Annotated in this window: 6 protein-coding genes and 1 tRNA gene; 6 read left to right on the forward strand and 1 reads right to left on the reverse strand. The window is 54.4% G+C overall.

All coding sequences use genetic code 11. From position 1 onward, the window contains the following. Window positions 1-43: 43 nt before the first annotated feature. Window positions 44-1,171 (reverse strand): radical SAM family heme chaperone HemW, encoded by a 1,128-nt coding sequence (gene hemW / locus C8N40_RS01770; protein WP_108210077.1) that lies wholly within the window; start codon window positions 1,169-1,171, stop codon window positions 44-46. A gap of 184 nt (window positions 1,172-1,355) precedes the next feature. Here hemW and C8N40_RS01775 point away from each other — a divergent pair, with 184 nt between their 5' ends. The 6 genes from C8N40_RS01775 to C8N40_RS01800 all read left to right on the forward strand — a co-directional run bounded on the left by C8N40_RS01775 (window position 1,356) and on the right by C8N40_RS01800 (window position 15,112). Beyond that, a complete protein-coding gene (locus C8N40_RS01775; protein WP_108210078.1) occupies window positions 1,356-3,173 on the forward strand; it encodes a BamA/OMP85 family outer membrane protein in 1,818 nt (605 codons plus the stop codon). Between the two features lie 84 nt (window positions 3,174-3,257). Then, a tRNA-Met gene (locus tag C8N40_RS01780) sits at window positions 3,258-3,330 on the forward strand. Between the two features lie 304 nt (window positions 3,331-3,634). Next, the gene (locus C8N40_RS01785; RefSeq protein ID WP_108210079.1) at window positions 3,635-4,540 is read left to right on the forward strand and encodes a DUF2167 domain-containing protein; all 906 of its coding nucleotides are present in this window, start codon (window positions 3,635-3,637) and stop codon (window positions 4,538-4,540) included. 426 nt (window positions 4,541-4,966) lie between these two features. Then, window positions 4,967-8,602 (forward strand): Ig-like domain-containing protein, encoded by a 3,636-nt coding sequence (locus tag C8N40_RS01790; RefSeq protein WP_245904948.1) that lies wholly within the window; start codon window positions 4,967-4,969, stop codon window positions 8,600-8,602. A gap of 3 nt (window positions 8,603-8,605) precedes the next feature. Further along, on the forward strand, window positions 8,606-9,565 hold the full coding sequence (locus C8N40_RS01795) for a PorP/SprF family type IX secretion system membrane protein (protein ID WP_108210081.1): 960 nt from the start codon (window positions 8,606-8,608) through the stop codon (window positions 9,563-9,565). A 624-nt stretch (window positions 9,566-10,189) separates the two neighbouring features. Further along, entirely contained in the window at window positions 10,190-15,112 is a 4,923-nt protein-coding gene (locus C8N40_RS01800; protein ID WP_425440651.1) for a T9SS type B sorting domain-containing protein, read from the forward strand. Window positions 15,113-15,115 lie beyond the last annotated feature (3 nt).

Here is a 15,115-nt window from a genome sequence, read left to right on the forward strand (position 1 = left end):
TCAGGTGGCAGCCACATTCCCTCCCCGGGCGGCAGAAGGCATGCTACTCCAGCATCAGGTCCAGCGTAATCTGGTCGGCAAGCAGCTTGCCTTTGTCCGTCAGGTATAAAACATTAGCCGCTATACTTGCCAGACCCTTCTGCTGCAGCTCCTGCAGGTATACTTCGTGGGATGCCTGCACGTCGTACGCATACTTATCGCGCAGCACAGCTAAATCACAGCCCCAGGTGGTGCGCAGCGTGGTCAGCAGGTAATCGTTGGCCTGGTCGGCTAGCGTAAGCTCCTCTATTTCGGCCGGAATTATACTTTCGCTGATGGCTGCGGTATACTTGCGGTTGTTGGCCACGTTGTACTGCCGGCTGTGGCCATTAAACGAGTGCGCGCTCGGCCCCACGCCCAGGTAATGCACGCCGCGCCAGTAGTTGCTGTTGTGCCTCGACTCATAGCCCGGCTGGCAGAAGTTGGAGATCTCGTACTGCACGAAGCCGTGCTGTGCCATCTGCGCCAGCAGCAACTCAAATTGCTGCGCCGTAAAGTCGTCTTCGGATGGTTTAAACTTGCCTTTCTTGCTCCAGCGGCCCAGCGCCGTGTCGGGCTCTATGGTGAGGGCATAGCAGGAAACGTGCTGCACGTTAAGCGAGAAAAGGGTTTCCAGGTCGTTTAGCCAGATGCTATGGTCCGGGGCCGGAATGCCATAAATTAGATCCACGGTGATGTTGTCGAAGCCGGCGGCCTGGGCATCCTTTACGCACTGCAGGCTTTCGGTGGCGTTGTGGGCGCGGTTCATCAGGCGCAGGTGCGGCTCATGAAACGACTGCAGGCCTATACTTAAACGGTTGATGCCGGCAGCCCTCAGCTCCTGCAGCTTTTCCGGCTTCAGGTCGTCGGGGTTGGCCTCCAGGGTTATTTCCGCATCCTCCGAAACTATAAACAAGCCTTTTATGGTTTCTAGCAAAAGTTGCAGTTCTGCCTGTGTCAGCAGCGACGGGGTGCCGCCCCCAAAGTAAATGGTCTTTACCTCCTGCCCCTGCAGGTAGTTCCGGCGCAGCTCCAGCTCGCGGGCGATGGCCTGTATAGTGGCTTCCTTGTGGCCCATGGAGGTGCTGAAGTGGAAGTCGCAGTAATGGCAGGCCTGTTTGCAGAACGGAATATGTAAGTAGATGCCGGACAAAGTATAAATCGTTAAATTGATGGGTGGTTAAATTGTTGATGGTCTGTAAACTGTGCCTCCCCCAAAGTATAAAGTATACCGGAAGCTTTTACCTTTGCAGGCATGAAGTATAAACCGGGCGCAGTTGTTTCACCATACATCCATCCCTTTAACAATTTAGCCCTCTAACAGTTCAACCGCACAAATGTACAAAATAGCTGCCTTCCTGCTTTGCCTGCTGCTGCCCCTGTTGTGGCCGGGGCAGGTGCGCGCGCAGGGGGCGCAGCCTGATACAACCGCGCAGAAGCAGGTCAAGAAGCCGGAGGAGAAACAGCCGGAGCGGACGGCCAGGGTGCAGCTTTCGGTAAAGGCCTCCGACAAGGAGGGGGCGCAGGTGCTGCGGCAGTATAACTTCCGGCAGGCCCTGCCCGACTCGGCCGAGGCGGTGAAGGAGGTGCGGGCGCTGGTGTACAGGCTGCAGCAGGACGCCTACCTGCTTGCCTCAGCCGACAGTTTATACTTTGGCCCCGATACGCTCCACGTGAAACTTCATGTAGGCCAGCCTTTTGCCTGGGCGCAGCTGCGCAACGGCAACCTGGGCGAAGGCCTGCTGGTGGAAGCCGGTTTCCGGGAGAAGTTTTACCACAACGTGCCCTTTCGGCCGGCCGAGTTTGTGAAGCTGCAGCAACGCCTGCTGAACTACGCCGAGCGCAACGGCTATCCTTTCGCCCAGGTATGGCTCGACTCGGTCAATATAGAGGGGAACAAAGTATCGGCTACGCTGATGGTGGAGAAGGCCTTTGCCGTAACCTACGACACGCTGGAAATTGTGGGCAAATCCAAAACACAGCCTAAGTTTCTGATGCGCTACCTGCAGCTCTTGCCCGGCCAGCTCTACAACCAGGACCAGATAAATGCCTCTGAGCGCATGCTCACGCAGCTGCCCTACATCAAATCGACGCAGCCGGCACAGGTGCGCTTCACCAGCGACAAGGCCAAAGTGTACTATTTCCTGGAAGACAGGCAGGCCAACCAGATTGATGGCGTGGTAGGCTTTCTGCCAGACCCGAACCGGGAGGGCAAGCTGCTGATAACCGGCGAGGCAAACCTGAACATCCGCAACATCAGGGGCTCGGGCAAACAGCTGGGGCTGCAGTGGCGGCGGGTAAGCGCAGGCTCCGTGGTGCTTAACGGGGAGTACCTGCACCCCAACTTCCTGGGTAGCCCGTTTGAGGTGGGCACCAAGTTCAGCCTGCTCAAGCAAGACTCCACGTTCATCACGGTGCAGCCGCGCCTGCAGGTAGGCTACTATACGTTAAAGTATGGCAAGTTCAGTGTGTTTACTGAGTGGCGGAACTCGCGCTTGCTCTCGGAGGTAAGCCCGCAGCGGCTGCAGCAGCTCGACCTGGCCGACGCCCAGACCACCACCTACGGCCTCAACTACCTGTGGAATAACCTGGACGACTTTTACTTCCCGCGCCGGGGCAGGCTGCTGGAGCTGCAGTTTGCGGCAGGCACCAAAAAGCTGCTCCGAAGTGCCGAACTGGAGAAAAGCTTTTATGACACGCTCGACATGAAGACCTCCCAGCTGAGCCTGGGCCTGCGGCTGGAGAACTTCCTGCGGCTGAGCAAGAACAGCTCCCTGCTGGCAAGGTTGCGCGGCGAGGCCATCCTGAACGACCAGATTTTTCTGAACGATATGTACCGCCTCGGGGGCCTCTCCTCTATCCGCGGCTTCGACGATTACTTTTTCTATGCCTCCAGCTACGCCGTGGGCACGCTGGAATACCGCCTCTTCACAGACTCCGATTCTTATGCCCTCCTGTTTTACGACCAGGGATATTACCGGAGAGATTTGGAGCAAAGTTCGGCCGAGGATTATCCCTTCGGTGTAGGCGCGGGTATCAGCTTTAGCACAGGCGCGGGTATCTTCCAGCTCGTCTACTCGCTGGGGCAATCAGCGCAACAGCCGCTGTCATTCAAGTATTCCAAGATACACTTTGGCATAACAAGTAAATTTTAGAAAAAGCCGAACATTTTCGGTGTTTTTGGGTACACATACTTGCTTGGCAAATATATTTAGTATACTTTTGCATCATCATAACAGTGCGGGGTGGAGCAGTTGGTAGCTCGTTGGGCTCATAACCCAAAGGTCACAGGTTCGAGTCCTGTCCCCGCTACCTCAGAGAAAGGCCTGATTCAGAAATGAGTCAGGCCTTTTGTTTTTTTTATACTTTGATGGTACATCCCCTCCATCTTGACTCTGAAGTATAAACCACACCCACAAAGTATAACCCCCGAAATTATATTTTAACCGCAAGCTGTAACTATATATAGTATCCAGTATATTGCACTCTATTTTATACTTCATCTTGCGATAGGCTGTACTATGTTGATGGTACTGTGGCTTGTACAGCAGCCATACTTGTATTTTTTAGGTAGCCTCTCGTTAAATTATCAATCCAACCCTTTTACAACATTTTTATGAAACAACTTTACACTTTTCTGGCGCTCTTCCTGTGCGCCTTCGCTTCGTATGCCCAAACTGATTCCCTGCAGCTGCAGATTCAGGAAATCGAGAACTCCCTGAACTACCAGTATGGCGAGATATCGCTGGGGGACGGCCTGGCTAAGATTAAGGTGCCGGAGGGCTTTAAGTACCTGGATGCGGATCAATCAGAGTATGTGCTGACAGAGCTTTGGGGGAACCCCGCCACTGGCACAACGATGGGCATGCTTGTTCCCAAAGACAAAGGCGTGTTGGACGACGACGTATGGGTGTTCGACATTGAGTTCGACGAGATCGGCTATGTTGAGGACAAGGACGCAGAGGATATTGATTACACCGAGCTGCTGGCCTCGATGCAGGAGGACATGCTGGCCGCCAGCAAAGAGCGCCTGGCCAACGGCTACGAGGAAATTCAGCTTATTGGCTGGGCCTCGAGCCCCTACTATGACAAGGAAAGCAAGATTCTGCACTGGGCCAAGGAGCTGAAATTTGGAGAGTCAGAGACAAACACCCTGAACTACAACATCCGGATATTGGGACGCAGAGGCGTCTTGATGCTGAATGCCATCGCCAACATGGAGAGCCTGCCGGCGGTGAAACAGAATATTCCGCTGATTACGAGCAGTGTTGCCTTTGAGCAGGGGCACAGTTACTTCGATTTTAACCCGGATATTGACGAAGTGGCTAGCTGGACTATCGGGGGCCTTGTGGCTGGTAAGGTGCTCACAAAAGTGGGCTTCTTTACGATGATCCTGAAGTTCTGGAAAATTATAGCCGTGGCAGCAGTTGGGTTAGGCAGCGCGCTTTGGAAGAGGTTCAGAGGCAGGAAAGAAGAGGAAGTGGCTGTTGCAGCGGAAGAGCAGGAAAAAGTAGTGAGCTAGTGGTCTTACTGCAAGGCAGCAAAAGCGCCCGGTACTGAAACGTGCCGGGCGCTTTTTTTAAGCACAGTACTCGCTCTGGAAAACAACCAGCATTTCTAACGTCTGCCCATGGTTCGCAATTTTCACACTATCAATCCGTTATACTTTTAAGGTTTATAAAAAGCAAAGAAGTGTTGTAACCTTTTAAAGAGTTTGGCACTAGAGGTAAAGGGCGGCGTGGCCTCTGTTTCCCGCTGCGGTTGCTCCTGTGCCTTTTTTCTCCCTCGCCCATTGTATAGTTGGGCCGATACCGGGCCACGCTTGTGTATCTTAATATATATGATTTTCGTAATACAAAAACGCTGAGCCTATAGATCACCCTTAACTACTATCTTGATGCACCTTCTGTTGAAAAGGCATTTGTTTCCTGGTTTGCTCCTCTTGCTCTTGGTACTTAGTCACACTGGCCGGGCACAGAGCTGTCCTACCACGATTACCGTAAACGGGCGAACACTGCTTTGTGAGGGAGAAACTACTGAGCTAATTGCGCCTGAAGGGTTTAATTATCAATGGATAAAAGATGGTACCGATCTGCCTAACCAAAACGGCCGAACGCTTCAGGTAACAGCGTCCGGCGCCTATCAGGTGCGGGTTTCCGGAAGCACCTGCGACACGAACACTTCCAGCCAACGCCTGATAACTGTAAACCCCAAGCCTACCTCCCCTGGCTTTATCGTGACGCCCACGCCTACCGCTGCCAACCCCATCTGCTCCGGCCAGGAGCTCACCTTCTCGGTAAACGTGCCAGATCCAAATGTAACTTATACTTGGTTATTCGGGGATGGGGCCACTGCCCGCGGTCCGGAGGTAAAGCACACGTATACTTCAACTGGTGTGGGAGATGTGGATTTTGAGGTAAGCGCCTTTGCCTCCAACGCGCTGGGTTGTAACTCCGATACCGTGCGTCAAACGATTACGATCAACAGCCTCCCGGAAATCAGCTTCTCAGAGGAGACCAATTTTCAGGTATGCTTGCCGGATACTATAGAGGATAGTGAAATAGAGGTCTTTGCTAAAATCAACAACGAGGTGGCAGAGCCCTATCTCTCTGATATCCGCACCTACTTTGTGAATTGGGGAAACGGGGACCCGGAGCAGCAGTACAGCCGCGGCGACTTCCCTGTCTCCAACCCGACAGCTTATGATACCATCGGTACTTTTCCGATTACCATCCGGGCCATTGCCGGCAACGGTTGCGAGGTAACCTTTACACAGGATTTCAACGTGAGCAAGGAGCCCAAGGCCAACTTCTCCATTGCCGAAAAGAAACGGGTGGACGAGGCACAGCAACCGCCCTGTGTGCCCATTATCGTCACCCTGGCTGACAGCGCCACAGGAGGAGGCTTGTCCTATAAGTGGTCCATACAGCCGGCGCAGGGCTGGACTTTCGAAACCGGCGACTCTGCCTCGGCAGAACCAAGTATACGGTTCACGCAGTCGGGCGTATATACTATTGAGCAAATCGTGACTAACGGCTGCGACTCGGATACGACCTCGCAGGGCATTGTAGTAGGCTGGCCGCAGGTGCAGCTGCCGCCTAGCGTAACCGTGTGCGGCCCTACCGAAATAGACTATAGCAGCAGCGGTCCCGGAGGAGGGGTTGGCGGCGGCTTGTTTGTCGATAAAAACCTGGGGGAGAACATCACCGTCAGGCTGACCATTACCGGCCCTGTCAGCACCACGCGCACCTTTAATTCTGATGTGTTCCAGTACAGGCACCAGTTTACGCAACCGGGTAGGTATACCGTGTCGCTGGAGGCGATAAACGAGTGCGGTAGCTCCAACGCCATTTACCAGGGGCAGCCGGCGCCGGTGCAGGAGGTGGTTATATTGCAGCAACCCGCAGCACCTATCATACAAACACCCATCACGGCCTGCGAAGGCGATATGGTCGAGCTCACGCCATCCGGACCGGGGCCAATCTTCGCCTGGTTCGATACCAACGACCCCAACGCCACGCCTCTGTCCACAGGCCCTTCGTTTACCACGCCTTCTTTAACAGGCGATATCACGTTCTATGTAGCAGCCATAGACACGGCTAACAGCGTTATCTGTATCAGCGACTTTACACCTATTCCCATCACCGTAGTCCCGGCCATTGCGGACAATACCATTGAGCTGCAGGGGGGGCAGGTAGGCAGTCTGTGTATTGGGGCGGTACCGCCAACCATAACCGGTTCTACCCCTACGGGCGGAGCCCCGGGTGCGCCGCCACGTTACCGCTGGGAGATAAGCACCACCAGTCCTACCACAGGTTTTACGCCGGCTCCTGGCACAAACAACACCAAAGACTATACTCCTACTCAGGCGGTCTCGGGCAATACCTGGTTCCGGCGCGTGGTATTCTCCGGAAGCTGTGCCGAGAACATCAGTGAGGCAGTGTCCATCATTGCAGTGGAGCCCGTGCCCGCCAGTGCCAATACCATCAGCGCAGAGCCTACTGAAATATGCGAGGGCGATACACCCGGAGAACTCATCGGTTCTGAGCCTACTGGCGGCGGTGGCAGGCCCTATACTTTCCTGTGGGAGGTGAGCACGACAAGCCCCGACGAAGGCTTTGCGGCAGCTCCCGGCACCAACGACGACGTGAACTATACCATACCAGCGGGTGCGCTGCGGCAGGGCGATACCTGGTTCCGCAGGGCAGTCACCTCGGCGGGTTGTACTTCCTACTCCGAAGCCATCCGGATCAGGGTTTTCCCAAGGCTGGAGAACAACGAGATCAGCGCCGAGCAGACGCAGGTGTGTATCGGTACGGCTCCCTCCATACTAAACGGCACAGAGCCAACGGGTGGCAGCGGCAGTTATACTTTCCTGTGGCAGAGCAGCAACACGGGGCCTGCTACCGGTTTCAGGGCCGCTGCCGGAACCAACAACGGGCAAAACTACTCGGCAGGCAATCTCACGACCACGACCTGGTTCCGGCGTGTGGTGACCTCTGCCTCCTGCGGTGCCGACACTTCGGCGGTGCTGGAGATTCGGGTAGCGCCTGCCCTGCGAAACAATACCATCACCGCCACACAACCCAGTGCCTGCCAGGCGCAGGAGCCGCCGCAGATTAACGGGAGCCTGCCCACAGACGGTGCCGGAGGGTATACTTACTTGTGGGAGAGCAGCACCACGGGGCCTGATATGGGCTTTGTAGAGGCTTCCGGAACGAATACAGGGCAAAATTACCAGCCAGGAGCCTTGCTGCGCGATACCTGGTATCGTAGGATCGTTTTCTCCGGTACTTGTTCTGATACCTCCAACGTGGTAAATATAAGCGTGCTTCCGCTGCCCGAGGCTCCAACGCTGACAGTCAGCAATGCCACCGCCTGCTTCGGTGAGTCGGTTACGCTGGCGGTTAACAATGCCAATGGCCTGGAGTACAGGTGGTATACTGCTTCCTCCGGAGGCAATCCTGTATTTATCGGGGCAGAGTTCCCGGTGGATAACGTGACGCAATCCGCCACCTACTACGTGGAGGCCGTGAATAACCAGCAATGCGCCAGCGCCGTCCGCACCCCGGCCACGGTAACGGTGGTAACCGCAGAGGCGGGCGCAGGCGAAGATGTAACCATCATTCAGGGGCAGCCGGTGGAGCTGCGTGGCTCTGGTGGGGCAACCTACCTCTGGGAGCCCGCCACCGGCCTGAACGACCCGACACTGCAGAACCCGATTGCCCGGCCTGAGGAAACCACTACCTATACTGTAACTGTAACCACGGCTGAAGGCTGTACCGACACAGCCAGCGTAACAGTGGAGGTAATCCCGGCTGTCGAGGTGCCCAATGCCTTCTCTCCGAATGGCGACAATGTGAACGAGGTATGGGAGATCAAGAACTATGAGAATTACCCGGACATGCGGGTGGAGGTGTTCAACCGCTGGGGCAACAAAGTCTTCAGCTCCAAGGGGTATGGCGTGCCGTGGGATGGTACCTATAATGGCAAGGAGCTGCCGGTGGCCACCTACTACTACCTCATCTACCTGCGCAGCACCAACGAGGAGCCGCTTTCCGGGAACGTGACCATTATCCGTTAAGACATGACCAAGCCGTTTATACTTATACTTTCGTTAATGGCTGTGGCAATGCAGGCTGCGGCACAACAGCGTCCGCAGCACAGCCAGTACATGATCAACAACTACCTGCTCAACCCGGCTATTTCTGGTATAGAAGACTACGCCGACATCAGGCTGAGCCATCGCAGGCAGTGGGTGGGTATTGAGGGGGCACCGACCACCTATTATTTGTCTGCGCACACGCCGCTAAACAAGGGGGCTGCCAGCAACAGGTACCACAAGGCGCTGGCGCACCATGGGGTGGGGGCCATTTTGCACACCGACAAAACCGGGCCGCTGCGCCGCACGGGGCTTAGTGTGTCCTATGCCTATCACCTGCCGCTCACCACAAGTATAAATCTGTCCGGGGGCGTGTCCACTGGCCTCATCCGCAACGCCATCAACGCCAGCGACCTTGATTTTTCGAATGATAACGACCCGCTGCTGGCCGGAGGCAACATCAATAATACCGTGCTGGATCTCAACCTGGGGCTGTGGCTCTACTCGCGCAACTTCTCGGTTGGTGTGGCGGGGGCGCAGCTGCTGGAAGATGCCGGCAGCTTTAACGCAGACAGAAGCAACGAGGCCACACTGCCCCTGCAGCGGCACTACTTCATTACGGCTAGCTACCGCCTGGAGCCCACCGAAAGTATAGACGTCATCCCTTCCGTTATGGTGAAAATGGCCGACCCCAGTCCCACCTCTATAGACGCCAGCCTGCGGGTGATGTACGCTGAGCGCTTTTGGGTAGGCGGTGCCTATCGCCACAACGACGCCCTGACTGCTATGGTGGGTGTATACATCAGCCCGCTGCTCGACCTCTCCTACTCCTACGATTTTACCACCTCCGACCTCAACAAAGTGAGCGCAGGCACCCATGAGGTAGTGCTGGGGTTCAAACTGCTAAACGACAGGCGCATCATCTGCCCACAGTGGGTATGGTAAGTATAGCCTGACCCCATCAATGCCCCCTTTGAAAGGCGCCCGGACAGCTGTAGTCGCAGTTGCCCGGGCGCCTTTGTTTTATTCTATCCGGCAAGCAAACCTCTGCCGAAGAGCCGCTATATGGAATGTTATATAGTGGCCTCACTCTAATTTGCGCCCTCGAAATTTAAAAAGTAATACTTTCGTGATTAGTATATTTAAGGATGATTAGGCCTGAATATGTGCATAATATAGGATTATACATATGTAGTTATATTGTTTGGGAATGAAAATATTTAAACTTTTGAGCAAAACTTGTATTGTACAAAAAAATGTGAAATTTTAGTTGTACTGTAATTGATCAGTATAAAATGCTGATTTAATAATTTTTCAATGTAATTTTTATAGTCTATTATTGCACCTGAAAAATTGACTCAAAGAGGAAAGCTGTTCAGAAGCAGTTGGTTTAGTACAATGTTGGATGCCGCAGCACAACTCAATGTTTCACCTTAAGCGAGGAAAATATAAAGAAATTTTACGAATAACTGAATGGTAAGCTGGTTAGAAAAAGTCATACTCCTGATAGTGTGCTTTTGCGTGTTTGCTGCCGGGGCCGTTGCCCAGACGGCGCCCACGCTTGGTGCTATGTATGAGTTTGGCGCCTTGGCATCAAATAAGATAACTAACACTGTTTCCACTACTGAAAACACTAGGACTGTTGTTCAAGGCAAAGTAGGTGTGGCGAATGGTAATGTAACTGGCTTCGGTACTGGTGCAGGCGAGGGCGTTGCGGTGCGCGGAGTTCATCAAAGTGATGCACTTGCAAAGCAGGCTGTAACTGATGCACTGGCAGCTATTGCTTACATAGACGGTCTGCAGGCTTCAGGCACTATTCCAAGTGGCAGCTTAAATGGGGTAACCATTACACCAGGAGTGCACGACATCAATGGATCGGCGACGCTAGGTGATGGAGCAATATTAAAACTAGATGGTGGTTCAGTTTCAAATCCTGTATTTATCATCAGGGTAAAAGGAGATTTAACCGTAGGGCAGGTAGAGAAATATGAATTGAAGAATGCCGTAGGTATTAACCTGTATTGGTTGGTTGATGGGAACGTCACAATAAATAGCGGAGGATCAGCCAGAGGTAATATCTTCACGAAGGGTAATGTCACGATGAAGTATGGAGCCCGATTAAGAGGGCGAATAGCGGCTCCGAGTCAAGGGGCGAATATCGACATCGAAAACATTACCTTGAACCATCCTGCAGATTTAGCTACCACACTTACTATGCTTCCCAGCGCAAGCGGGGATGATAAGTACGCCTTCGGTGAAAAATTAACTTATATAGTAAAAGTTCGGAACAACGGTCCCGTAAATGCTCCCAATGTGAAGGTTCCGCTGGGTCAGTTAATCGGTACGCGGACGGGATATTCTTCTTCGATGCCGGAAAGAACCTCTTATGATGCTAGCAGTAGCACCATAATTGTTTCCGAGCTAAAGTATCAGGAAGAAGTAACCATAACAATAGAGGCCCATGCCGATCAAGCAGGCCCTTGGACCAGCTTAGTTAAGGCTACATGGCAAGATCTAGATGAAGTTGGGGCTAACGATACTGGTCTGGTAGATTTCTGCGTGCTGCTTTCCGAAACGAGCGAGATCAGCGGGCCAACTGAGGTATGTAGAGGTGATGTCCTAACGTTTCGAATAGAAAGAGTGGCGGGCGCTACTTATTACGAGTGGACCGCATCTAATGGGTTAGAATTGAGGGTGCTTGGTACAGAAAGCGATGCGCTTGCTGTAGAGGTCACCGTTTCAAGGAATCAAGACTTCCCTGGCAGCTCTGCCTGGATCACGGTCACACCTGGGAACAACTGTGGGCCTGGTCCTTCAAGAACAATTAATTTAACCATCCAATCTGACGTACCAAACCAGCCTGGGCCTATAACTGGCCCTGACGCCATTTGCCAGGGCCTGGAGGAGGCTACTTTCAGCATCGCTCCCGTAGCAAACGCTACTTCCTATAACTGGGTAATTCCAAACGGATGGCAGTTTATCTCCGGGCAGGGGACTACCGAGATTGTGGTAAGGCCAGGCGACAACAGCGGTAACGTACAGGTGCATGCTGTAAATGCCTGCGGCTCAAGCGAGCCTCAGACCAAGTATGTGCAAGTGGATGACCAATCGCCGTTGGCACCATCAGAAATTATAGGTACCATACAAGGTTGCGTGGACACCACCGTGCCGTATGAGGTGCCAGCAGTGCCTACCGCCACCGAGTATACCTGGACGATTACCGCGCCACAGGGCTCCGGCTGGGCGATAGTGTCCGGACAGGGAACCCGACAGGTGTTGGTAAAAGTGGGCAACTCCCCCGCTGACATAGCCGTGGTGGCCAAGAATGGATGCGGCGTAAGCGAGCCTGTTACAAAACATGTAGAGCCGGTATCTTCTCCTAGCCCGGCGCCTGGCGCCATAACCGGCGACGTGAATACTTGTATCAACCAAACAGGCTTAAAATACTCCGTAGAGCCGGTTCCGAATGCCACCAGGTATGAATGGACCGTGCCTGCCGGATGGGAAATCGTGTCTGGTCAGGGTACGTCCAGCATTATTGTAAACGCCAAGGCGAATGGTGGAGACATTACGGTAGTGGCCTGGAACGATTGCGGCCCTAGCGATCCAAGCAGACTAACTGTAGTGCCGGCAGATGATGTGCCGCTGCAGCCGGGACCAATCTCCGGCTCGCAGTATGGCTGCGTGGGCGGAACCACTACTTATAGTATAGACCCAATAACAGGAGCAAACTCTTACACCTGGACAGTGCCGACAGGCTGGACCATTATCTCAGGCCAGGGCACCACCAGCATCGAGGTGCAGACAGGGGCGAACAGCGGAAAAGTAACCGTATCGGCGGTAAATGGCTGCGGCACGGGTGCCTCCAGTGAGCTGAATGTTGTGCCTCAGACAGAGCCTCCGCTTCCTCCGGCGCCGATCCATGGCCCGAGAGAAGTATGCGAAGGCCAGGCCGGCTACGAGTTCAGCGTGGAACCGATTGCCGGTGTGAACACTTATACCTGGACGGTGCCGGCAGGATGGATCATCACAGCCGGCCAGGGAACATCAAAAATCACTGTAACGGCTGGCGATACGGCCGGAGAGGTAACTGTGAAAGGCGAGAATGACTGCGGGGAGGGTACTGCAGCGGCCATCACCGTAACCGTAGTACCGTCACCACCAGAACAGCCAGGTGCCATCAGCGGGCCTCCTTCTGTTTGTGTTGGCCAGAAACAAGTAACATACTCCATAGAGCCCGTAGCCTTTGCTACGAACTATATCTGGTCGGTTGGCAATGGCGCAGGTTGGGAAATTGTATCCGGCCAGGGTACGACCAGCATTGTGGTAAACGCGGGTTCCGCACCAACCATCATTTCTGTTAGAGCTCAGAATGCCTGCGGTGTAACCGGGGAGTCTCAGCTGACGGCTATCATGACTTCTGAGGTGCCGGCCATGCCAGGCCCAATCACCGGTAACACCGTTACCTGTGCAGGCGGCACTTATACGTTCAGCATTGACCCGGTAGAGGGAGCGTACCAGTATAACTGGTCTTTCCCGGCTGGATGGCAAGTAGTAGAGAACAAAGGCACCACTGTTAGCGTCATCACCAACGGCACAGGCGGCACCGTGAGCGTAACAGCTGAAAACGGCTGCGGACCGGGTGGCGCACAAACCCTGCAGGTAACCCCTACTAACGCGGCCCCGGCAACTCCTGCGGCCATACTTGGTAACCTGGATGTATGTAAAGGCACAGAGGCTACCTTCTACGTGGAGGAGATTTCCAACGCCTCAGGCTATTTCTGGCAGGTGCCAACAGGCTGGACCATTATCTCCGGACAGGGCACCGCAAGTATAAAAGTATTAGTAGGCAATAACGCCGGAACCATCAGCGTAACCAGCAAGAACGACTGCGGCGACAGCGACACCATTTCCAGAGACCTGATCCTGAACACAGCCCCTCCTGCCACACCGGGAGTGATAACAGGGTCAGCCCAGGTATGTGCCAGCACCACCGCCACCTATACTATAGCCCCTGTCAACACAGCCTTTACTTATACTTGGACGGTTCCGACAGGCTGGGAAATCATCTCCGGTCAGGGTACGCAAACCATAGAAGTGAAAGTAGGCACGAGCGGCGGTGAGGTAACGGTACTGGCCGGCAACAGCTGCGGCGTGAGCGGACTTGCCAAGCTGGCTGTAGACGTGGCAGACAACACCCCGATAGCCCCTGGCGAAATCACTGGTCCGGCTACAACCTTCTGCGAGGGAGCCACTGGGCTAACGTACAGCATTCAGCCGGTTGATGGCGCCACCGCCTATGAGTGGACGGTGCCTGCCGGATGGAACATCACAGCCGGCCAGGGTACCACCAGCATTACGGTAACAGCAGGCGCTGAGCCGGGCGAGGTAACCGTGACAGCTGTGAATGCCTGCGGCAATGGAGGTACAGCCCGTAAGAGCGTCGTGTCTCAGACGGCGCCACTTACTCCGGAGATCACTGTTGGCCCAATAAACCCTTGCCAGGGCGTAACCACTACGTATAGCGTGTCGGCCTCAGCTACAGGCAACGTGGATACTTACCTCTGGGAGGTACCAGAGGATTGGGTGATCGTGTCCGGGCAAAACACCAGCACCATCGAGGTAATTGCCAATGGAACCGCAGGCAAAATAAAGGTAACAGCTAAAAACAGCTGCCAGGTTAGCGGAACAGCTGAACTGGATGTAGTACCTTCCCCTGCCCTGCCGGCCACGCCAAGCGGCATCGTCGGAACACCTGAAGTATGTGCGGGAACAACTGTTACCTTCAGCGTGCCGAACCCATCCGTGGGGGCAGCTTATGAGTGGACAGTGCCCGAGGGTTGGCAAATCGTTTCCGGCCAGGGCAAGGCAGAGATTACCGTGATAACGGGCCCGGGAGCGGGAACTATCACCGTGAAAGGCACCAACGGCTGCGGTACCACAGAGCCGGCTTCCCTGAACGTGGCGGCCATGCCAGCAGAAGGCGTTACAAGTATAAGAGACCTTAGCACCCCATGCGTTGGCCTGAGCTACGAGGTGGATCCGGTGCCGGGCGCTACTACCTACACCTGGACCGTGCCGGCAGGCTGGAGCATCGTGTCCGGCCAGGGCACTACGCGCATCACGGTAACGGCAGGCTTTGGCAACGGTAGCATCTCGGTAGTGGCCAGCAACGGAGGCTGTGCCGACGAGCCGGTATACCATACTCCTGACCCTACTTTTGCGAACAGCGAGCTGCACTTCCCGAACGTGTTCTCGCCAAACAACGACGGCACGCACGATACGTGGGAAATCCGCAACATCCTCAACTATCCTGACAACGAGGTAACAATTATAAACCGCTGGGGCAACCAGGTATACCACAGCAAGTCCTACAAAAACAGCTGGGACGGCGATAACCTGAGCGAGGGCACCTACTTCTACGTGGTGCGCGTGAAGCTCTGCGACGGTCAGGATAAAATGTTTAAAGGTTACGTGATGATAGTAAGGTAAGGA

The organism is Pontibacter mucosus (assembly GCF_003054055.1).
GTDB classification, from domain to species: Bacteria; Bacteroidota; Bacteroidia; order Cytophagales; family Hymenobacteraceae; genus Pontibacter; species Pontibacter mucosus.